Origin of the sequence: Muribaculum sp. NM65_B17 (assembly GCF_004793735.1) — a bacterium.
GTDB lineage: Bacteria > Bacteroidota > Bacteroidia > Bacteroidales > Muribaculaceae > Muribaculum > Muribaculum gordoncarteri.
This window is the reverse complement of the sequence record NZ_SRYY01000004.1, coordinates 225467-247952: the sequence shown is the minus strand read 5'-3', so window position 1 is coordinate 247952 and position 22486 is coordinate 225467. Positions and strand designations below refer to the sequence as shown.

Genomic DNA, 22486 nt, shown 5'->3' with positions numbered 1-22486 from the left:
TTAAAAACGCGTGCCAATGTTTAATGTGACTGAATTATTGGAGTTAACGAATGTGTAGGCGCTTTTATAATATATGTGTCCGTCATATCGTCCGACAAGCGATGCGTAAAGGCTTCGATGATTGTAGACAACCGACATCATTGCTCGCACATTGGTTGAAAACATGTCCTTGCGCCCTTCGGTAGCTCCTTCGTAGGAGTGACGGTAACCTATCGACGGGAGAATTGTGGCATTTATCAGCCACCGCTTGGGATGAAGCACCCAGTTATAGGCATAACCGCCTATAAGACCATAGTCGGTGTAGTGAAAGCGATACTTTTCATAGTCGCCCGGGAGCTTTTCGAGCATTTCGGGTGGAAGTCCCGAGAAATCGATGTTGATGTTCTGATGGGTCACCGCCGCGCCGGCAATCCACGAGCCAGCGCTTCGCAGCTGATACTTGGAGTAGCTGTAGGCAGCCGCCTGCGAATAGCGGGAATGGTTGAAGAAGTAGTATATGTCGCCTCCCACCGATGACAGCGACACATCGTCAAACCGTTGCGAAAGATGCTCGCCCTTGTTGTAGTCGCCGAAGCGCGTTATGCGAGTGCCTCCGGAAGTCGAAGCCAGATTCAGGTTGGCCGAGAACAGGGCGCAGCAGAAATTGAAATCGAAATTATGATGATTGGCCACAGGATGGCCGAATACATCGTTGGCATTAAGAGTGTAGCCTACGCTTACGGCCATGAACGACAGATAGGCACCGACATCGCTGAAAATGTCCGACACCATGTTGACCCGGAGCTTGTGAGGGAACAGCAGCGTATAGTTTTCGGTCCAGTTGTAGCTCTTTAATCCCGCCTTCCAGTTTTTCCCGGCACCCACAACGTAATCGGGGTCATAGCTGTTGAAGGTGCGGTCGCCCCAATTGTAGACATCCACACACCATCGCCAGAATCGCGGGTAATTGATGTCGGGGTCGTTTATGTGGAACCCGTTGTCGATAAGTTGGCGATACCACCTTGCGTGAGGTGCCGAAATAGTGTCGACCACAGCTGAATCGGCCATTGCGTAGTCATGCGCAACGGCACTGACCGAGCACAGCAACGCCAATGCGGCAATAGCAAATCTAAGCCTGGACAAGAGTGACTTCATCAACTAAATCATTTAATGTAATGCAAAAATAGCACTATTAATCGACAGCGAAGCTATACATGAGCTATAAAAATATTCCGTCCGGATTTTCCGAGTCCGGGCGGAATAGGGTTTCATTCGGCCGGTAATCAATACATCGGCTTAAACGGATCGGCGGGCTTAAGGCTGTCGGTAACATCGCCTATCATCACGCTCGACTTGGAAGTGTCAAGCTTCATTACCGGAGCACCCGGGCGCAAATCGCACTTCTTCAAGTCGATATAATATATGCCGGGGTTGGTCACTATATCGAAATAGTAAAGTCGGTCGCGGAGGTTGGCAAACGAACGCCACTGAGTGGATGAAACATTAGGCTCGCCTTCAAGACGATAGGTATAAGGCACCGAAACGTTTACCAATATGCTTCGTATTATGGCGAGTCCGAGGTCGGAGTCGGCAGTTTTCTCAACATGGCCGTCAAAGAAGTATCCGCGCACAAACCGGTCGGGACTCTTTACGGTTCCGGGGAGCATATTCTCGCCGCCAACCTTTATCCAATAGTCATTAATAGCCTGCATTTCGGGATAGGACGGGTCGTTGGTCATAGCCTTCATGTCCTCACCTTCATAAACCTTAATTGTTCCGTGGTCAAACTCAAATATGGCACTTTGTCCCTGAGCATCGGTTATACCCCAGTGCAGAGCCGACACCGTTCCGCCGTCGAAAGTGGCTCCCGATATGTCGAAATTGTGCTCCTTCAGCACCTTCACCACTTCGGGTGTCGTTGCGTTCATGTCGAGAAGCCATGCCACAAACACGGCAAGCGACATTCCCGGCCTGCCGGCAGTAGAATCATTGTTATAAACCGTACCCTTGCAAAACAGGCCGTTTATAACAAGCCCCATTTCATTCATACCTTCGGTAACTCCGCCGTCGTAGCCCACAGCATATACCGAACCGTAACGTGAAGTCCATTTCACTACGTTATCTCCGACATTGCCAACCTTGGCCATTCCACGCGGATAGACATATAGGTTGGTAGGTATGGGAGTTTTCCAATCAAGCGAACGCCCCACTATGCGAAGAGAATCCTCGCCTACATAAAGGATGCGGGAACAGGCATCGGCGCGAGATGCGGTCAACGACGCCATCATAGCCGCAATACAAATAAAGAATCGGAATTTCATCGTCAAGACATTTTAATACTTACGATTAAAAACGCTTGAGAGAATTATTAAGTTCGGGTGTCGCAACAGCCATATAGAAAATTTTATATCACAAAAATTTAACAAATTTATGTAATAAGGAACTTTTATTATATCTTTGTCGTTGGAAACAAAGAAGACTTTCACCAACGACTTCGATGCCTCAAGTATGAATTATACATTATTAGACTTTTTAGCTCTCCTCGGTTCCGTCGGTCTATTCCTTTACGGAATGAAAGTGATGAGCGAAGGCCTCCAGAAGGCTGCGGGCGACCGCTTGCGTAACATCCTTTCGGCAATGACCCGCAACAGATTCACAGGTACATTGACCGGTTTTGCCATCACTGCCCTGATTCAGAGCTCGTCGGCCTCCACCGTAATGGTAGTCAGCTTCGTAAATGCAGGCTTGATGACGCTGGCCCAATCAATGGCTGTCATCTTCGGAGCAAATGTGGGTACGACCTTCACCGCATGGATCATAGCCTTGTTCGGATTCAAAGTCGACACATCGCTCTTCATTCTCCCGCTCATAGCATGTTCAGTCCCGTTGCTCTTCTCCAAGAAAAGCCGCACCAAGTCCATAGGCGAGTTCCTGATAGGCTTCTCGTTCCTGTTCATGGGCCTGGACATGATAAGCGACTATGTCCCCGACCTTCAGAGCAATCCCGAAATGTTTGCCTTCCTCGAGCGTTACGCATCGATGGGCTTCACTTCAGTGCTGCTGTTCCTGCTTGTGGGTATAATCGTCACGGCAGTCATCCAGTCGTCGGCGGCGACATTCGCCATAGTACTTATAATGTGTACCAAGGGATGGATATCATTTGACCTTGCCTGTGCCGTAGTGCTCGGCAGCAACATAGGAACCACCATAACGCCGCTGCTCGCGTCAATGAGCGGAAACGTTGCGGCAAAACGAACGGCAATGGGACACCTGCTGTTCAACACCCTCGGCATAATATGGACTTTGTGTGTGTTCTATCCGTTTGTCAACCTCAACGTGTGGATAACCGAAGCCTTCGGACAAGGCAATCCGGAAACTCTGTTTACCTACGTGAATACTCTCGAAGATACACAGCCCGACATATACAACCAACTCTTTGCCGGCAGCCTTCCGGCAGGACATGAAGTGCTGGCCAAGATCGCCATGATGCAGTTCAGCGTGTCATTTGGCCTCTCAATGTTCCACACCGTGTTCAATCTCATCAACCTTTCGATAATGATATGGCTCACGGGAATGTATGTGAAGATTGTCGAGAAGCTAATCCCCGCAAAGCACAAGGAGGACGAAGAGTTCCAGCTCAAATTCATATCGGCCGGCTTGCTCAGTGCTTCAGAACTCAACATAGCCCAGGCCGAGAAGGAGATGACCGTGTATGCCCAACGCGTACAACGCATGATCGACATGGCGGAAAACCTCGTACACTCCAAGGAGAAGAGCGAGGAGTTCTCGCAACTATTCTCGCGGCTTGAGAAATATGAGGAGATTTCCGACCGCATGGAGATCGAAATCGCCAACTACCTCAACCGATGCGCTGAGGGGCGACTCTCCAATGAAGGTAAACTCCACATCGCCGCGATGCTCAACATCGTCAGCGAAATCGAGAGCATAGCCGACTGCTGCTTCGGATGCGCCAAGATACTCATACGCAAGCAGGAAAGCGGTGTCGACTTCACCGAATTGATATACAAGAACATCGACACGATGTTTGGCTACCTGAAAGAGGCTATGACCGACATGATAGAGCTGCTCAGCGATGTAGAAAAAGCAAGGGAAGTGGCCATCATACGCTCCTACAACAAAGAACGTGAAATCAACAACCTGCGCAATCAGCTGCGCACCAACAATGTCGAGAACATCAACAACAAGGTGTACGAGTATCAGTCGGGCATATACTACATGGACATTATCAACGACCTCGAAAAGATGGGCGACTATATAATAAATGTAGTAGATACGATTCGCGACCATTTTCGCAAGCATGTTGCTTAAGTAATTACATCTATGTGGCAATACCGTGACTGATGTTACGAATTGCCATTGTAATGTGATATAAGGGTTAAAAATGTGCTACAATGCGGTTACTAACATTGTAGCACATTGCTTTTACCGTTATCTTTGTCATATCAGTCATGCGAAATCAACTCAACATTCATAAAAATGCATCCTATTATGAAGCATATAGAATCAACATCCGAGCAACCGTGCCGCATACTCATTGCCGACGATGAGCCGCTGGTGTGTGAACTTATGCAATTCAATCTGGAGAAAGAGGGATTTGAGGTTGATGTGTTCCGCAATGTCGATGAAGCTTATCAGGCCGATCTCCCCAACTATAATCTGTTTATAATCGATGTGATGATGAACGACATGATGGGCATGAACTTCGCTCATCTCCTAAAGCAGACAAAGAGCACCACATCGATTCCACTGATATTCTGTACGGCCTGCGATGGCGAAAACGACATTATCAACGGCCTCAACTCGGGTGCCGACGATTATATTCTGAAACCCTTCTCGATGAAGGAGATGATAGCCCGTGTAAACGCAGTGCTGCGCCGCCACCGCATGAGCACACCCACTCCGCCGGCAAAAGTGCTTACCTGCCGTGACATGAGAATCAACATCGATGAAATGACCGTGTACATCGGCGACAAGCTGATTGACCTCACCAACAACGAATTCTATCTGCTGACTCTCTTTGTCAACAACCGCAACCGCCTTTTCAGCCACAACGAGATCATAGACACGATATGGCCGGGTGAAATGCCGGTGAGCCGACGCACTATAGACATAAACATAGCCCGACTGCGCAAGAAGCTCGGCAGCTACGCCGAACAGCTGGTCGACCGCCCGGGATTCGGTTACGGATATGTTGAGTGAAATGCTTCCCACATGCTATATAGCCGGGCGCAACGAAGCCGGCTGCGACGAAGCGGGACGAGGATGCCTTGCCGGCTCGGTGTATGCCGCCGCTGTGATACTTCCCGACGATTTCCGCCATCCTATGCTTAACGACTCAAAGCAACTTACCGAAGCAAGGCGCGAGAAACTGCGCCCCATAATCGAAGCCGAGGCTGTTGCCTGGGCAGTGGGCATCGTAACACCCGAAGAGATCGACCACATAAACATACTCAGGGCGTCGATACTGGCAATGCATCGCGCAATCGACGCATTGGGCGTAAAACCCGGTGCAATAATAGTCGACGGGAATCGATTTTCGGCCTATGGCGACATCCCTTTTCAAACTTTTGTCAAGGGCGACGGACGCTTTGGCAACATAGCGGCAGCGTCAATTCTTGCCAAGACACACCGTGACGAGTACATGAGAAACCTGCATGAGCAATATCCGCAATACGGATGGAATGTGAACAAGGGCTACCCCACCCGCGCCCACCGCGCAGCAATAGCCGAATACGGCCCCACGCCCTACCACCGCATGACCTTCCGCCTCCTCGACCCCCAGCAACTCACCCTGTTCTAAAGTCGTTAACACATTTTAAGCGGGGCGGGGCTGTTATCGTAATATACTGTAATCCATTGTTGTTGATTTGCTGTTTTTGTTAAAAAGCAGTATATTTGCATCGTCTCTATTTTTAAGAATTAGTTTACAATCAACATGCTAAAACGACTGAATCTAATCAGAACGGCGGTGATGGGTATTTTCGGCACCGTCGCCGTATGGCTCAATGCCGCACCTACAGGTACCATGACCACAGTCACTCCCGACGGCAACTGCGTGGTAGTGCGTGCCTTAAGCGACAATATCATAAGAGTAACCAATGCTCCCCGCGGCGTGAAGCCAAGCCACACTCAGGCTGCCTCCATGAAGGCTGAAAAATTCAACGGTAAAATCGTAAAAAACGGCTCACAAATCGTGATGACACTACCTTCGGGTCTTGAAGTGTCGCTCAACACTGCGAGCGGCGCAACATCGTTCACCGGAGGAAAAGAGCGACTGCTCTATGACTCGGGAGTGAGGACAACAGCATCGGACGGACGCAAATCAATGTCACTCGTGCCGGCCAAAGGCGGCTCATTCTACGGAGCCGGAGAACGCGGCCACAGCTTCAACATAGAGGGCGACACACTGGTGATGTATAACCGTCAGAACTACGGTTACGGCGAGGGCGATCCACGCATAAACCAGATGAATATATGCATCCCGCTGTTTGTAAGCAACCAAGGCTACGGCGTGCTCCTTGACGACTACGCCGCAGCGGAACTGGTAATGAGCGATCCCATCACATATACCACCGAATCCGACGCCCCGATATCATACTATTTCATATACGGAGCCGACAATCTTGCGTCGGTTACCCGTGAATACACCCGACTTACAGGCCGACAGGAGCTGCCTCCTTTCTGGTCGCTCGGATACATAACATCGAAATACGGATACCACAACGAATCGGAAACCCGCGGAGTGATCGACACGCTCAAGAATGCCGGATATTCGGTTGACGGGGTGGTGCTCGACCTATACTGGTACGGAAAGGAAACCGACATGGGACGGCTCGAATGGAACAAGGAGCAGTGGCCCGATCATCGCAAGATGCTCGCCGATCTTAAGGCTCAAGGAGTCAACACCGTACTAATATCGCAACCCTACATCAACAAGATAGGTGCAATTGACAACTACAATCAGCTTGCCGAAAAAGGCATGCTCACTCATGACGCACAAGGCAAAATAAACGATGTCACCACCTGGGTGGGCGAAGCAGGAATGTTTGATGTAGCCAATCCCGACACACGCCGCTGGCTGCGCGAGCGTTACCGCACACTCACCGATGAAGGTGTAGGCGGATGGTGGGGCGACCTCGGCGAGCCCGAAGTGCATCCCGAAACCATAGTACACGCCAACGGAGAGAAGGCGCGTCAATACCACAATGTCTACGGCAATGTGTGGAGCTCAATCATATATGACCTATATAAGGACGAATATCCCGACACCCGACTGATGACGCTCATGCGAGGCGGAACTACCGGCCTGCAGCGTTACAGCGTATTCCCATGGTCGACCGATGTGTCACGCTCATGGGCAGGCCTGCAGCCTCAAATAAAGATAATGCTCAATTCGGGCCTTAGCGGATTGGCATACATGTCACATGATGTGGGTGGATTCGCAATCGACAAGGAGAATCCCATTGATCCCGAACTATATGTGCGCTGGCTCCAGCTCGGAACATTCTCCCCCATTCTCCGCACCCACGCCCAGGAATTTGCCGAGCCTTACCACTATCCCGAATATGCCGATGAGCTGCTCGACTTGGTAAAAACTCGTTACCGTTGGTTGCCTTACAACTATACGCTTGCCTACGAAAACGCTTCGCAGGGATATCCGATGGTGCGTCCTCTCAACTTCGACGCACACGGAGCCACACCCTACGATTCGATAACCGATGAATACATGTGGGGTTCCGAGGTGCTTGTGGCACCCGTGCTGCAACAAGGCGCCCGCAAGCGCGACATCGTAGTGCCCGACGGCACATGGATCGACTACAACAACCCCGATGTCACCTATCACGGGCCATCGAAAATAAGTTACGACGCGCCCCTCAACGTATTGCCGATGCTCATTCGCGCAGGAGCTTTCATCCCTCAGGCCGATTACGAGATGGACAACACGGGCGACTACGACGCATCGCTATACACAGTGCTTTACTATCCGCGAGGCAATGTGACGAGCGACTACGTGATGTTTGAGGACGACCGCAAGTCAACATCGTCACTTGACAACGGAGAGTATGCCCTGATTACATTCCGCGGGGCGGCATCGAAGTCATCGATAACCGTCGACATCGATATGTCGGGCGATTATCCGGGAATGCCAGCCGAAAAGACAATCACGCTGGTTCTGCCGGGAATCAAGAGTTCAAATATAAAATCAGTTACCGAAAACGGACGAGTTCGCACGATAACTGAATCAGCCGACAAATACTTCACTCTTACGGTGACGCTTACGCGCAACGAGCCGCTGAAAATAGGATTGTCACTGTAAAAAATAATTCTTGTCCTGAACCAAATTTTTAATGCTATGTTATAATAGTACATAGCAAAATTACTTTTTCCATTGCAAGAAATGTGATAATGATTGGTTTATTATCAGGTAAGGGGATGCCGTGACGGCATTCCCTTACTTAATTTATGCAGCGCCCGCAAATAGGACTGACCGAATAAGAATATTGACAACATTTGGCTTGAGCCTGGGCCGATAACTGAATATGACAACCTTTAGCAAATAGTAGTTGATTAACAACTTGTTAGCTTAAAGGGGAAAGCAATCGTAAAATTGAAATATGTTGCGTCATCAGGTATTGCGATGAACAATCGCAACGTGATGGAAGTTATTTGTTGATAATGATTTTCACACACCTATTTCACTTACAAATTCTTATGGAAACGAAACACAACAAACCGAGCAGCGACTGGAGGTCGCTAACAATCTATCAGATTATGGTCGGCTCTTTCCTCCATGGAGAAGGGGGTGCTGAAGGCTATGACAGCCTTTGGGGGCCGGCTGGGGAACGTAAAGACGGTAATCTGCAGGGAGTAATTCAGGCACTTGACCATATCGTGCGCATAGGCGCCAATGCTATATGGTTAACGCCGATATTCGACAGTTCGGAGGCCGACGGTGGTGAAAAGCTTCAAGCCACAGGCTACTTTGCCAACAATTATTTCAAGATTGACCCGCACTTCGGCACCGAGGATGACTTAAGGGAGCTTGTTGAGAAAGCCCATGAACGCGGCATATACGTGTTTCTCGACGGAGTATTCGGTCATCATGGAGGCGTGAATGAACCCTCGCCATCGGGTTTTCAGATTGACTCTACGCCCTCACTCAGCGACAGAGGCGAAGACGGAGGCACGGGAAATGTAAAGTATCCCGAATCACTCGATTATTTCAAGGAGGTTGCCACCTATTGGATCGACAAGTTTGACATCGACGGCTGGCGATTTGACCAGGCCTATCAGCTGTGCCAGAACGGCCATAACTACTGGTGCGAAATATCCCAAGTCGTGAGGGAAATTTGCGACAAACGCCGTAACGAAGGTAAAGAATGGGGCATTCTCGGATACATGGTAGGCGAGGACTGGAGCGATGCAGGAAGCATCAGCTCAAGAATATTCCGCGACGGAGGCTTAAAAAGCGCATTTGACTTCGACGGCAAACAGCTTATCAGCGGTTCGATGAACGGTGACGACTACGGCGGCCTTGACAACGGATGGGACGACATAATGAGAGTGTACTCATCGCCTGCCGATCGAGGTTATGCTCCCGACGATGTGTTGCCCAACCTGTTTCTGACCAACCATGACGGAGTGAGAGTGGCCGACAGCTTCTATGACGACAATAATGAGATAAATCTAATGACCCGATTTGCCATCCTTGCAGGATACAACGGGCCGATAACGCTATATTACGGTGACGAATTTGCCGACCTTTCGCGTGACTGCGAGGGAAGTCAATCGGACAACGCCTCACGCACATCGGGGCATCTTAAGGCCGATGACGACCGCGAACGCCGACTGCTTAACTACGTGTGTGACGCGATGACATTCAGGCGTGACAATCCGGCCATGTGGAGAGGTCGAAACGAATTTGACCGATACCGAAAAGATGATGCCGAGATTCTTGTAGTCATTAAAACGGACGACGAAACAGGCAATCGCGTGGCAATGATATTTTCAGACCGCGATGCCGATGTGACGCTGCCGGGGGAAGAGAATCCGCGAAAAGTGAGAGGCTATATCCCCGAGCTGATAAAACTCGCATGATACAATCCATTTAGCAGCACATGTTACAAATCACATAGTCGTCATAATGGAGTGAATTATATAACAAAAAAAGGAAGCGAAAGAGGGTTGAAACTCTTTCGCTTCCCTTTTTCATTTGAATATATCCTATGAAACGAGGCAAATCAATAAGTAGGTTATTGGATGAGCAAGCGTGGGAGAGCAGTATATGCGATAGTTATGTGACTATTTATTGCAAAACGAATTGCCCAAAAGTCATAAAAGATCAGCTATATAAACGAATATCGGCCGTTAATAGTGTTGTGTTAGATTTTTGTCAAAATTGCTGTTTTAAAACCTATTAAAATAATATTTTAATTAATAAGTGTTAAATAGCTTGGTGCCGTATTAAATTAGATGCAACTTTGTACTATATATAGAATTGTTTTGATTCCAGATGAAAAGTTGTGACGACAAAACCACTCTTCTCAAAAAGCTCACTGACGCGGGCATAAGACCGTCTATGCAGAGGCTTGAGATTTTAGAATTTATATCCTCATGCGATAGTCATCCTACTGCCGATGAAATATATTCCTTCATGCATCAGAATAATCCAACACTATCACGCACAACGGTATTCAATAGCGTAAAATTGCTCGCTGAGAATGGCCTTATAAACGATATCAACATATCATCCGGATCCACCAGGTACGATTCAACACTAAATACGCCGCATGCACATTTTATATGTCGCACCTGCAAAAAAATTTTTGACATTCCACTTGATATGTCGATATTGACAGTCCCTGCCGATTTTTTGTGTGATAACATAAATGTATATTTTAAAGGCGTATGCCCGGAATGCAGCAAAAAACAAATATAAACAGTTTAATAACCAAATAATAATCAAGAAAATGAAAGATTTAAAAGGAACAAAGACCGAGCGTAACCTTCAGGAAGCATTTGCCGGTGAATCAATGGCACGCAACAAGTATTCGTATTTTGCATCAAAAGCACGCAAGGACGGTTACGAGCAGATTGCAGCAATCTTCGAGGAAACTGCAAACAACGAAAAAGAGCATGCTAAACTATGGTTCAAACTGCTGAACGGAGGCGAAATCTCGGACACGATGGACAATCTGCAAGCTGCAGCGCAAGGAGAAAACTATGAATGGACCGAGATGTATTCAAAAATGGCTGAGGAGGCTGAAGCCGAAGGATTCCCGGAAATAGCTTATCGCTTCCGCGCTGTCGCCGCGATAGAAAAGCACCACGAGGAACGCTACCGTCGTTTGTTGCAGAACATTGAAGAAGGCATCGTGTTTTCACGCGAGGGCGACACTGTATGGATTTGCCGTAATTGCGGACACATACACATCGGCAAGAAAGCCCCTGAACTCTGCCCCGTATGCCATCACAAGCGCAGCTTCTTTGAAATAGAGGCAAAAAACTATTAATGCCGGAAGCGATGGACAGCAATGCTCTATATAACATAACCTACGGACTATATGTTGTCGGATGCTATTCCGACGACAAGCCCGCCGGTTGCATTGTCAACACCTGTTTTCAAGTTACAAGTGAAAATCCTACGCTGGCAATTTGTCTAAACAAAAAGAATTACACCCTTGACTGTATAAAGAAGAATCCAAAATTCTGCATATCAATCATATCAGAAGATACTGATCCTATGATAATCAGCTCCTTCGGATTCAGGTCATCGCGTGATGCCGACAAATATGCCGACTTCGGATATGTTGACCTTGACGGTGCTCCGGCTGTCAAAGGCAACTTCTGCGGCCGTCTTGTTCTGGATGTCACTGATTTCATAGACTGCGGAACGCATGTCATTGTCATAAGCAAACTGAAGGATACGCAAGATGGAAGCGGCGCACCCATGACATACGAGTATTACCACAAAGTGATAAAAGGAAGCGCGCCCAAAAACGCCCCCACCTACCGTAGCGAACAGGAGTCGACTACAGTGACCAAGAAAGATGTGCGCAGATTCAAATGTGACATATGCGGCTATGAGGTAGAATCGGAAACTAATCTTCCTGACGATTTCGTATGTCCGATATGCGGATTCGACCGCTCGCATTTCAAAGAGATATAATCGCGCAATCGACCGACAGTCGAGTGGAGCTTAACAACTACTAAAGATTTTCTTTCCCTGCAGTCGATGATTTCTGCAGCGAAAAGAAAATCTTTTTTGTCGGTAGGATCTTAAAAAGTCCTGAGATAGCAAATCTGTCATCGTATCAAATGGTGTCATATTCATACCGGGAGTCCGACATATCAGCTTCCATGCCGATGGGCCACACCTGGTTATCCAGAGTTGGCCCGAAATTAAAAATACCCGTCGGCATAAAATATATCACGCCTTTTCTCACAATTTCCATAACCGGTCGATAGGTATGTGTAAGGCTATCATAATCAGATGTGGCAAAAAATGCAGCTACGCCAAAACTGTTGGTCATGTCAATCACATTGGTTTCTATGCCGTAATGTTGGGCAAGTCCGATATAATTGACGGCCAAACCGCCCTCAATCTCATCCTTTATTTCAGGATTGTCATTAAGGATAGTCTTGAAATCTTCTATCTGTACAAGCCGTTCCAACTTCTGCAAATCGCTCCATTTTCTGCGATAAAGCGATGGCAGACAACGCTCATAATAAGAGCTTTGCCCTCTATATAACGGTGAAAATGGAGTGGGCGATGCCACGACATGGTTATCATACAATGTCATTACTTCAAAATGAGGTGCCGCATACCATCCAATGTCCCAGCCCTTGGACTTTATATAGTTGAACACTTCAAATACATCCTTAAAAACATATCCATCGGAATTCACATCTTCATCCGAAGGCATCGAAGGTAATTTATCGTTCATCATAATATGCAAATATAAGCCCTGCAAATGAATTTATTGCAATATAATCACAAAAAAAATAAAGGCAGTTTATTTTGACACTACCTCCTACGTTTTAAAATCGTAACGATTTTATATCAATACTCCTCTTTGTTCAATTAAGTTTAAGGATTTATCCATCAATCAGTTGCATTATCGATGCATATAATAAACAAATCTATTTTGTCATAAAAGGCGATGGAATGCTATTAATTCTATGAATTTATTATTCAGGCATTATTGAAGACTAAGATTACCAGATATTCCAGGAGGGTGTGTCAAAATAGACACACCCTCTTTAGTAAGCTTACCATTCAATAGGTTCATTGAGAATGTTTCCGTCAGCGGCATCATCGGCTGTAAACGTGTTGCCACGATACTGCACGCAGAGCATCACAAGAGGTTCGGTGCCGTTATTGCGGACACAGCGGCGCCCATCGGGAGATACGCGGACCACCGAGCCTTCCTCGACAGGAAAGACCTCCCCGTCAACCTGAAACTCCCCCCTGCCTCTCATGAAAAAGTATAGTTCTTCATGATTCTTGTGGGTGTGCAGGAATCCGGTTTCCTGACCGGGAGCAAATACCTGAAATGAAAATTCTCCGCCGTTTGCACCGACAGCCTGACCGCCGAACACTTTTCCGGGTATCTTGACCTCCGGACCGAGTTCAAGAACGTAATCCTTAATGGCTGCGAGGTTACCAAAATTTGCCGCGCTGAAATTCGCGCCTTTTTCGATTGTTTGAATCTGTTTCATTGTAGAGTTTAATTTGAGTGTTAAGATTTTTATATCAATGTTGCAGCTCAGGAATAACACCGAGTTGTATGAGCATCGAGAACAGGGTAGATGCGTAAAACACCACATCCGGCGATATTATCGATTGACCGAGGTCAATGTCACCGGTGTTTATGAAGCGGATGAAATTGTCCATCACTTCAAGATTGAGTTTTAAGCTATCCATATCGTTTTGCTTTATCTTCATATTTTCTGCAAAGTTACAACTATAGCATCTATCTGTCAAGAAGTTACATTTTCAGCCCATAGTAACCTTTTTATCGGTTTTACTGATTATCAGAGAGAAAAAAATTCACAATCAACTACTTTTTATCGACCATGTATAGGGACAGTTGATTTTATGAAGGTATATTAAAACTAATTACTAACTTTGCAAATAAAAGTAAACATCCTTGTATATGAGAAAGAAAGAGGAAACAGGTTCAATTATAGAGATGTGCCCTGTCAGAAATGTCATAGCCCGTTTCGGCAACAAGTGGGCGCTTCTTACTGTGCTTATCATAGGCGAACAAGGCGTTATCCGGTTCAATGAACTCAGCCGCTTGATTCCAGATGTGTCATCGAGAGTGCTTTCATCAACCTTGCGCACACTGGAGGCCGACGGCTTTATAGACAGGAAGGTTTATGCCGTTGTACCTCCTAAGGTTGAATACAGTCTTACCACGTTGGGAAAATCACTTCTCCCGCTCATACAGCAGCTTACAGAATGGGCACAGACAAACATGAAAACAGTGATGGCTCACCGCAAAGCCTATGAAGATTTGCGAACTCAGTGAAGTAAAAGGTCGTTGATTGCATAGTCTTATTCCCAACCCTCGTTTTAGCTGAGATGGTTTCAGCATCTTGTGCGCTCGCATCATGCAGCGGTAGGCAAATTGGCGGTCATCTTTATCTTCATTGCGTCCCCAAGATAGTGAGGTGTCGTTGCTACCGCCTCCGCATGACTGGGCGAATTGGGTTGCGCCATCGAGATAGCCGAGGAATAGATATATTACACATCTCAGAATCCAAGATACTCACAACCTTTAGCTCATCGAGGCGTGACCGAGATAAACATCGGAAGATAGAATGTATTTTAGCCAAGTTTATTCTAAATCCCGTATGTAACCTTCTGATTAGCAATAATCATGCGTGCGGTAAAAGGATACAAAAAGCGATTGACAAGTTTATTTTGCTACTTATCAATCGCTTGGATATTAGTTATTTATGTCTTAAAATCGAGAGGATTTTATGTCAATACTCCTCTTCGGTTTTAAAAATATGTAATATTGAATAACAATCATTTAGTCCTTAATATGCTGTTTTTGGGGACATATATTTGACTGTAAAAGACGATAAAACGCTATGCGCCTTCAGGCCTTCGACCTCGATTTCCACTCTTGGTGATGAGGATTCCTTTTCTTATTGTACAATGCGAATTATGATACGGTTTTTCCTCACATAATCCATAATTGCGTAGTGAGCCGTATGTTATTCCTAATTGTTGAGGTGTAAATATGTCAAAGATTGAGGCGAGACTTCCGAAGTAGTGGTGTTTGCCATCAAGCTCAACGTGAATTACAGTTCTATCCATAGTTTTGGGTGTTTATTATTGGCAAAGATACCACAAATATCGCATTTATTAAAGATATGCCATATAATTAACATACTTTAGCAATCCAAAGTTGCAGATATTAAATATATGTCATATCTTTGTATCGTCAAATAGAAACAATAACTCTTAACACCCCAAAGATATGGTAAACGCTATCGTAATCAACGACTCAACCGCTAACCGCGCCACTGTAATCGCCACACGCACTAACTCAGCCGAGATGGGCGTAATGAAGGCAATGTTAATCGACACACTCAAAGTTAAACTCTCAAACGGTATCGCTCATTTCGTTTTCAAAAAGAAAGACGGCTCACTTCGTGAGGCATGGGGAACGACACAGCGCAATATCGCCAACGCCAAAACCAACGGACGAGGTGTAAGCCGTGAGTATTTCAAAACAACCGCTTATTTCGATGTGGAGTGCGGAGAGTGGAGGTCATTCAGATGGGAGAATCTTGTACAAGTTTTCTGATATGACAGGGGGGGGCGGTTTTGCCACCATCCCCGAACATTCACTTTCTATCACAAAGTGAATATGGGTTGAAAGTCAACAACTTAATTTTGTGGGATATTTTGAATATTCACTAACCTCATCAAAAAGATAAAAATGAGTGTAAAGGGCACTAAAACAACCGCAGATTACATAGAATGGAATACGATGTTGAGCCTCATCCGTAGACTTTATAAAGATGGTGATTACACCATGTCATTGTTTATTGGCTGTGGCTGTTTCTTCGGATTGCGAGTATCAGATTTAAGACGGCTTACATGGCGAATGCTCTTGGATACCGACCGTTTTACAATCACGGAGCAGAAAACAACTAAACTTCGCACGGTTAAGGTTAATGCTGATTTTCGCACCCATATTGAAAAATGCAAGATGGCTCTTGGAGTTGAGGACTTGGATGCACTCTGTTTCCTATCGCGTAAAAAAATGGTGTACTCTACTCAACGTATTAACATTCGATTGAAAGAGATAAAAGACAGGTATCATATCAAAGTTGATAACTTCTCTTGCCACTCGTTGAGGAAGGCTTTCGGACGCAGGGTGTTTGAGCAGAGTGGTGAAAACGCGCAGTTGGCTCTTGTGAAATTATCAGAACTTTTCAATCATTCATCCGTAGCGATTACAAAAATTTATCTTGGATTGAGGGAAAAAGAGTTACTTGAAACCTATGATTTACTTGACTTTTAAGGTTGTCAGTTAAATACTTCGCTCTAAATGAGCGTACTTTCACAGAAAATTGCTATCTTTGCACCGTGATTCCGAATGGAGTCGCGGACATATTAAGTAAGCGTTTTCGCATCGTTCCAATCGCTGAAACTTCGACAACTTCAACAATACACGGAATGGTGGTGAAAGTACGCTCTCTTTGGCTTGTAATATCACATAACATGATATACGGTCAAAGTGGAGTTGCTATCACTTGCCGTGTATTATGGGAGTCGAAGCCCACAGCGATTGAGCAAGTGAGATTGTAGCTCCGCTTTCTTTTATGTTTATAACGGAAACCAAACAAACGCGCCATTGAGCTACTAAGCGCATTATATTGATATAATGGCATTAGTGATATGTAACGAATGCGGTGCAAAAGTAAGCGATAAGGCTTCTGTATGTCCGCAATGTGGTGCGCCAATCACCGTCACTGTATCCGACGAATTTGGCACTCTCCATATAGAATGGGAGGGCAAATGGATGGCAATGGATACAACCGTTGACCTTCTCATAAATGGTCAATCAGTTGGTAAATACTCATTCAAAGAAGGCTTTTCCGTTGATATTCCAATCCCCTCAAAAGAAACAGAAGTAACTGTAAAATGTGGCTTCCGTACTGCGAAACACACCTTCACATTTGAGCCTCATCAAGATTATACTTGTAGTCTTGCATATAGCAGATTAACAGGTGGACTCGGATTTGAGGTGACAGACGAGGATGGCAATGTAACTTCTGACCATCTTTCTTTTATAATGGGATTGTTGTGTGCTATCTTCCCGATTTTCGGATTCATCTATGCCTTCTATGTTAAGAAGGATAAGCCTGCTGTTTTTCCGACCGCAATAATAACAGCCGCGTGTGGATTCTTTCTTGGCTTCCTCTTTCTCATGATTCTTGGCTTCCCATTCTTTATGGCTTTACTTGCTTCATTGGGCGCAGGAGGATTATTTGCTGTAATTTGCGTTATTCAAAATCTATTATCTATTGAAATAATCTAAACTTATGAAAAAGTTTCTTTACTCGCTGATGGCAGTGGTGTTTGCAGCTTTCAGCTTCGCCCTTACCTCTTGTGGGGACGATGACGATGAACCCGATGATGTTTCGACTTCAACGTCAACTACCGTAACATTTGATAACTCTACGTATACTGTCGGTACGGCGTTTTACCTCATCGACACGGAGAATGATGCATACGGTTTTGTTGCTACTATTAAAGCGGAGAGTGGGAATAAAACGGTATTCTTATACTATGACCGTTTCGGCAACTCATTAGAAAGAGGAACGAAACTTGACCCATCTCGCGTTCATATTGTTGTTAGAGACGGGGCAGGGAATGTCTCAGGTTCGCAGGTTGCGCTGAAAGTTACAACTGTTCTTAATGGAGATATAACAGTTGTTGATTACTCCGAAGGTTGTGGCTTGAAGTTTAATAATTTCAGATTTGAAACTTCGGATAACGAAGGCACAACATACTCTTTAAACGGTACAATAAATTACGATTACAAGAGACTCTAAAATCTAAACGAATGGCATATACGGTTGGCTTCATTGAGTTGAGGTCAACCGTTATTGTTACACCATAGGGATTGTTCGCCAATAATCTGTTAATTTTTCACTAATTTTGCGCTTGGACTGCTGAGAATGGTGCTTACCAAACATGGGGTTTTTCTTGCCGAGTTTGGCAAGTCTCATCTTATATTTGGTCTGCTCGCTTAATGTTCGTCTGATTCTTTGCATTGGTCTATATTGGTTTTTATTGAACTTTATGTATATTTACATATAAATAGCAGCACAAGAAGAACATGGTATACAAGTACAAACTCGTTGTTGATAAACTTGAAATCACATATATTGCTCCCGATGGGTGGAATGAATTTTTTGAAGCACACATTCAGGCAAAAAAATCTGATGAACCGCTTCAAATCAAGTTCGACGACCTAATCTTGGAACGCAAGGAGAGCCGAAAATACAAGTTTGAGTTCAATGTTTTCTATTATGATGGGTATAATCGTAAAACTCTTATCGGGTTAATATACTGGGAATCATTTAATATCAATCGTAAGGACGTTTATTTCAGCTATACAAACAAAGCCCTCTACGATGATAAGGAATTTTTGTTGCATGGTCGGTTTTACATAGGGGATGCCCTTGGGTTGACTTTCAAGCAAATCAGTAAACTTGATATTGCACTTGATTCAAACATCAATATAGTCAAGCGATTCTATAAAATTTTTCGTAACGAGAATTATTCTGTCATAATAAATGGCAAGAAGACTTCTGATGCTATGAACGAATTAGTCCCCGAGGTCGATGGGCACTATTTTGGAAGTAGAGAAAGCCCATATAAACATAAAACCTTTCACATCCGCAACGGAAGTAAAAGTAAGGATTTACAAATTATTGGGTATGATAAATCGCTTGAGATTGAAGAAAAAAGTGGTAAAACGTATATCGAGGATGAGGATGGATTTTGTGGAATCCACCGTCTTGAAGTTCGATGTGGTAGTCATAAGCAAATAGCCAAAATCCTGAATGACTTAAAATGGAGTGAGGAGGATTTATACATTCGCCTGTCTGATGAGGAGTCACGTCTACTCCTATTTGAGAATATCAGTAGGAGACTAATAAGATTCACAAAACAACGGAAAAGCTACTCGCTTACAGATTTAATTTTCAAGTAAGGAAATACTGTAGGGGAATCGGGGGGATGCTTGCACTGTGGGGCTGATAGTTATTAGCCTCTGATTACATACAGAGCCGTGTGTTTCAATATACCTCAATACAGATTTAACCTCATTCTGAGTGCGAGGATACCGCTGTCAAACAGTTGCTCATGCTAATACAAATACCCTATGCTTATATTTCAGAATTGGGGTGGTATTAAATCCGTGGCAGTTTTCAAACAGAATTTCAACAATAAATGATATGTAGAGATTAATGCAAGGGAATATACATATACGCAACGTAGTATATCAAATTGGCTATCAAACAACCTTTTACTAATCTATTATATAGGTGGTTAACCTGCTAAAGCGTATGCCTCCTCCCTATGATAATGTAAGAACGATTGTATGTCATCCCAAGTATACCAATATTTGTCACCAACTTGCGTGTAAGCCAACAGCCCCTCATCTCGGTACTTTTTCAGTAACTTGTCTTGAATACCAAGAAGCCCTTTGATTTCCTGATTGTTGAAAATACTCTTAAATGGTTTTACCTTTATGGTTTTAATTTCAGACTGAAGCTCTTTGACTGTCTGAATTAAGTTGTCGATAACTGTTTTATCGACCAAAATTAGTGAAGCTGAATGATTTAAGATGTCCATTTTTCAACCCCTCCTTCGGGTTGCGCATCTTGAAGGCTATCTGCACCTTGAAATGGTAAAGGTTGCTTTGATAGTATGTCTTGAAGACTCGACCTCAACAATGAGGGCAGGCGATGCTGAACTGCATTACGAAATTACAAAATTTTAGCCCTCTTGTCAAGGATTTTATTGTTAAATTAACTTAATCGAATTTGAAGTTGAGTTTGTTTCTCACCTCATCTTGAAGTGTTGAGGGAAGGAACTTTGCATAAACCTTTTCAGTCACCATAATGCTTGAATGCCCCATAAGTACGCTTATTTTATGAATATCTACGCCTCTTTGCAGTGCCCATACCGCAAAGGTATGGCGTGCAACATGAGGAGAAAGGTTAAACGGCAAATCCATCTTATCTCCAATCGCTTTTAATGAGGTGATAAATGCCCTGTTTTTATTAAGCCGTTTACGTTTTGCCTCCTCATCATCAGATAGATCAAAATCGTCTTGGAGTAATCCAAAAACAAAACGGTTTTTACCTGTACGCTTTTGCCAACGCTTCAATATTTCCACTGCCATATCATTAATCGGAATAGTACATAGTTGCTTTGTCTTATACATGATTTTTTTGATGAGGGCATTGTTGAGGTCTACTGATGCCCATTCCAATGTTATCATATCGCTTACGCGCATACCGCACGCGTTAAGTGAAAACAAGAACATATCCATGTAATCGCGAGTACGGTCGTATTTTGCCTCATCATATAATTTGAGGAATTGCCCCATTTGTTGTTCTGTCAAATATCTAACATCGCCATCCTCATTCTCGCTTCCGAGTTCTTTTTGCGATTTAAGATAGAGTCCGCTTATGCCAAATGATATTGATGAATCCAACAAATTTTCCTCAGCTGCACGTTTAGCTATCTTAATAAATGGAGTGATTGCCTTATTTATTGTTTCATTTGTATTTCCATTGCCTTGCCTCCACAGGATATATTGCCTTATAAGGTCAACAGTCAATTCATTTAAAAATATAGAATCCTCCTTGAAAACCTGTAATAAAAACTTGCGAAATTGATTGAAGTTTGAGTAAGCGTTATCTCTAACTGCCACTCCAATTTTACCTAATTTATACTCATCATTCATCACACTCTTGCCGTATGTGAGTAGGTCTTCTTTTGAAGATGCTCCTTGCGCATTTCTCCCTGCAACAAGCTGTCGAAGTACGTCAATAGTTAACCTCGCTCCTCTTTCATTAAATGAAAATATACGCTCATCAATATCCCTGCGCTGTTTTTCTATCTGATTTTGCAATCGGGCATATTGAGGATGTTTGGGACTGATAGATTTCTTTTCTTTGTCCCAATATTTCTCCTCAATCCACACGGTTGTTTCGATTCGTGCGTGTTTTGTGCCAAGCGTATAATCGAGATATAGAGGTAAACGACCGTTTTTGTCAGGTTTACGGTCAGTACGTAGGTAGAGTTTTCCGCTAATCTTTGTAATTTTCGGTCTTCCCATATATGTTGCTATCCTAATTGTTTGGAATATTTTTGCAAAGATAGCAATAAATGGGGACAAATATCAAGCCATAAGGGGACAAAAATAGCCATTGAGAACTTACTTATTGTCCCCAATGGCTTATGATTTAAGTTGTATTTCAGCGTCTTTTATCGCTTTTTTGACTTAATATTCGTCTTCGTTGAAGAAGAAGTCTTCTTTGCTGGGGTAGTCGGGCCAGATATCTTCGATGCATTCGTAGGTTTCGCCTTCATCTTCCATTTCCTGGAGGTTTTCGATTACTTCAAGCGGCGCTCCCGAACGCATTGCATAGTCGATAAGTTCTTCCTTGGTTGCGGGCCAAGGTGCATCTTCGAGCTTTGATGCAAGTTCCAATGTCCAATACATAGGTCTATTTAATTTTTATAGTTATTAGAAAGGTAGAATTAGTCTGTCTATTGATTAACTAACAATTCTTATCCCAAAATATTTCATCAAATTGATTGGCGACATTGTTAAAACGTGCAAACACGAAGAGAAAGTCGCTTAATCGATTCACAAATTTCAATACGTTGGGATCGACATAGGTAGTGTCGGATAGAGCAACTATGCGACGCTCGCAGCGACGGCACATTGTGCGGCACACGTGAGCGACTGCCGAGCGATGTGTTCCTCCGGGCAATACAAACGATGTCAACGGAGGCAACTGAGCGTCCATAACATCGATTGAGGTTTCGATGCGCTCGATGTCCTCATGGGTCAATCCGTTGCAGTGGGTTATGGCATTATCGACATTTGGAGTCGCAAGATATGCGCCTATGTTGAATAGCTTGTTCTGAACAAAACGGAGCAGGTCGACATATTCAGACTGAAGATTGGGGATTGCAATCAATACGCCGAGGTTGGCATTGAGTTCATCAACCGAACCGTAAGCCTCAATGCGTATGTCGGTTTTCTTCACTTTTTGTCCGCCAACGAGCGAAGTCACTCCGAGATCGCCCGTACGAGTGTATATCTTACTTTTAGTCATAACGTTAAAAGTGTTTTTGATTTGTAATGGGCGGCAAAGGTAATCAAAAAAAGTGACAAATACAATAAATAATCGTCTTGGATTT

At 44.6% G+C, this 22486-nt stretch carries 23 protein-coding genes; 14 read left to right on the top strand and 9 right to left on the bottom strand.

Annotated features, from left to right (window positions below):
* Positions 1-1134 carry a DUF4421 domain-containing protein gene (locus E5354_RS07800; RefSeq protein ID WP_135947084.1) on the bottom strand — a complete coding sequence of 378 codons (1134 nt, stop codon included), beginning with the start codon at positions 1132-1134 and terminating at the stop codon, positions 1-3.
* 128 nt (positions 1135-1262) lie between these two features.
* Positions 1263-2300 (bottom strand): linear amide C-N hydrolase, encoded by a 1038-nt coding sequence (locus tag E5354_RS07795; protein ID WP_135947082.1) that lies wholly within the window; start codon positions 2298-2300, stop codon positions 1263-1265.
* Between the two features lie 187 nt (positions 2301-2487).
* On the opposite strand from E5354_RS07795, the gene E5354_RS07790 reads away from it, so the two are divergent.
* The 8 genes from E5354_RS07790 to E5354_RS07755 all read left to right on the top strand — a co-directional run bounded on the left by E5354_RS07790 (position 2488) and on the right by E5354_RS07755 (position 12169).
* Positions 2488-4308, top strand: coding sequence for a Na/Pi cotransporter family protein (locus tag E5354_RS07790; RefSeq protein ID WP_123395401.1), 1821 nt, complete (start codon positions 2488-2490; stop codon positions 4306-4308).
* A 180-nt stretch (positions 4309-4488) separates the two neighbouring features.
* Positions 4489-5199 (top strand): response regulator transcription factor, encoded by a 711-nt coding sequence (locus E5354_RS07785; protein ID WP_168353852.1) that lies wholly within the window; start codon positions 4489-4491, stop codon positions 5197-5199.
* Entirely contained in the window at positions 5189-5800 is a 612-nt protein-coding gene (locus E5354_RS07780) for a ribonuclease HII (protein WP_246863768.1), read from the top strand. The genes E5354_RS07785 and E5354_RS07780 overlap by 11 nt, the downstream gene beginning before the upstream one ends.
* A gap of 135 nt (positions 5801-5935) precedes the next feature.
* A complete protein-coding gene (locus E5354_RS07775) occupies positions 5936-8317 on the top strand; it encodes a TIM-barrel domain-containing protein (RefSeq protein ID WP_135947079.1) in 2382 nt (793 codons plus the stop codon).
* A 395-nt stretch (positions 8318-8712) separates the two neighbouring features.
* A complete protein-coding gene (locus tag E5354_RS07770; RefSeq protein ID WP_168353851.1) occupies positions 8713-10098 on the top strand; it encodes an alpha-amylase family glycosyl hydrolase in 1386 nt (461 codons plus the stop codon).
* 415 nt (positions 10099-10513) lie between these two features.
* Positions 10514-10939, top strand: coding sequence for a Fur family transcriptional regulator (locus E5354_RS14460; protein ID WP_123394898.1), 426 nt, complete (start codon positions 10514-10516; stop codon positions 10937-10939).
* A 31-nt stretch (positions 10940-10970) separates the two neighbouring features.
* Positions 10971-11513, top strand: a complete 543-nt coding sequence (rbr, locus tag E5354_RS07760; protein WP_123394897.1) for a rubrerythrin — start codon at positions 10971-10973, stop codon at positions 11511-11513.
* Positions 11513-12169 (top strand): flavin reductase, encoded by a 657-nt coding sequence (locus tag E5354_RS07755; RefSeq protein WP_135947075.1) that lies wholly within the window; start codon positions 11513-11515, stop codon positions 12167-12169. Before rbr ends, E5354_RS07755 begins: the two co-directional genes overlap by 1 nt.
* Before the next feature lie 145 nt (positions 12170-12314).
* Here E5354_RS07755 and E5354_RS07750 read toward each other — a convergent pair whose 3' ends face one another.
* From E5354_RS07750 to E5354_RS14185, 3 genes are all read right to left on the bottom strand, one after another.
* Complete coding sequence (locus E5354_RS07750; RefSeq protein WP_135947073.1) at positions 12315-12950, bottom strand: FRG domain-containing protein; 636 nt, start codon at positions 12948-12950, stop codon at positions 12315-12317.
* A 322-nt stretch (positions 12951-13272) separates the two neighbouring features.
* On the bottom strand, positions 13273-13722 hold the full coding sequence (locus tag E5354_RS07745) for a cupin domain-containing protein (protein ID WP_135947072.1): 450 nt from the start codon (positions 13720-13722) through the stop codon (positions 13273-13275).
* 34 nt (positions 13723-13756) lie between these two features.
* A complete protein-coding gene (locus E5354_RS14185) occupies positions 13757-13927 on the bottom strand; it encodes a hypothetical protein (RefSeq protein WP_168353850.1) in 171 nt (56 codons plus the stop codon).
* 232 nt (positions 13928-14159) lie between these two features.
* Between E5354_RS14185 and E5354_RS07740 the strand changes: the two genes are divergently transcribed.
* The 6 genes from E5354_RS07740 to E5354_RS07705 all read left to right on the top strand — a co-directional run bounded on the left by E5354_RS07740 (position 14160) and on the right by E5354_RS07705 (position 19253).
* Positions 14160-14537, top strand: coding sequence for a winged helix-turn-helix transcriptional regulator (locus E5354_RS07740; RefSeq protein WP_135947070.1), 378 nt, complete (start codon positions 14160-14162; stop codon positions 14535-14537).
* Positions 14538-15497: 960 nt separating this feature from the next.
* On the top strand, positions 15498-15827 hold the full coding sequence (locus E5354_RS07730) for an SH3 beta-barrel fold-containing protein (RefSeq protein ID WP_135947067.1): 330 nt from the start codon (positions 15498-15500) through the stop codon (positions 15825-15827).
* 135 nt (positions 15828-15962) lie between these two features.
* On the top strand, positions 15963-16550 hold the full coding sequence (locus E5354_RS07725) for a tyrosine-type recombinase/integrase (protein WP_135947066.1): 588 nt from the start codon (positions 15963-15965) through the stop codon (positions 16548-16550).
* Between the two features lie 363 nt (positions 16551-16913).
* Positions 16914-17570 carry a zinc-ribbon domain-containing protein gene (locus E5354_RS07720; protein ID WP_135947064.1) on the top strand — a complete coding sequence of 219 codons (657 nt, stop codon included), beginning with the start codon at positions 16914-16916 and terminating at the stop codon, positions 17568-17570.
* A 4-nt stretch (positions 17571-17574) separates the two neighbouring features.
* Positions 17575-18087 (top strand): hypothetical protein, encoded by a 513-nt coding sequence (locus E5354_RS07715; RefSeq protein WP_135947062.1) that lies wholly within the window; start codon positions 17575-17577, stop codon positions 18085-18087.
* Positions 18088-18374: 287 nt separating this feature from the next.
* Entirely contained in the window at positions 18375-19253 is an 879-nt protein-coding gene (locus E5354_RS07705) for a hypothetical protein (protein WP_135947060.1), read from the top strand.
* A 338-nt stretch (positions 19254-19591) separates the two neighbouring features.
* Here E5354_RS07705 and E5354_RS07700 read toward each other — a convergent pair whose 3' ends face one another.
* The 4 genes from E5354_RS07700 to E5354_RS07685 form a co-directional block, all read right to left on the bottom strand.
* On the bottom strand, positions 19592-19897 hold the full coding sequence (locus E5354_RS07700; RefSeq protein WP_135947059.1) for a hypothetical protein: 306 nt from the start codon (positions 19895-19897) through the stop codon (positions 19592-19594).
* A 181-nt stretch (positions 19898-20078) separates the two neighbouring features.
* A complete protein-coding gene (locus E5354_RS07695) occupies positions 20079-21392 on the bottom strand; it encodes a tyrosine-type recombinase/integrase (RefSeq protein WP_135947058.1) in 1314 nt (437 codons plus the stop codon).
* Positions 21393-21557: 165 nt separating this feature from the next.
* Positions 21558-21779, bottom strand: a complete 222-nt coding sequence (locus E5354_RS07690; RefSeq protein ID WP_016563122.1) for a DUF2795 domain-containing protein — start codon at positions 21777-21779, stop codon at positions 21558-21560.
* A 58-nt stretch (positions 21780-21837) separates the two neighbouring features.
* On the bottom strand, positions 21838-22401 hold the full coding sequence (locus E5354_RS07685) for a cob(I)yrinic acid a,c-diamide adenosyltransferase (RefSeq protein WP_123394888.1): 564 nt from the start codon (positions 22399-22401) through the stop codon (positions 21838-21840).
* Between the last annotated feature and the right edge of the window lie 85 nt (positions 22402-22486).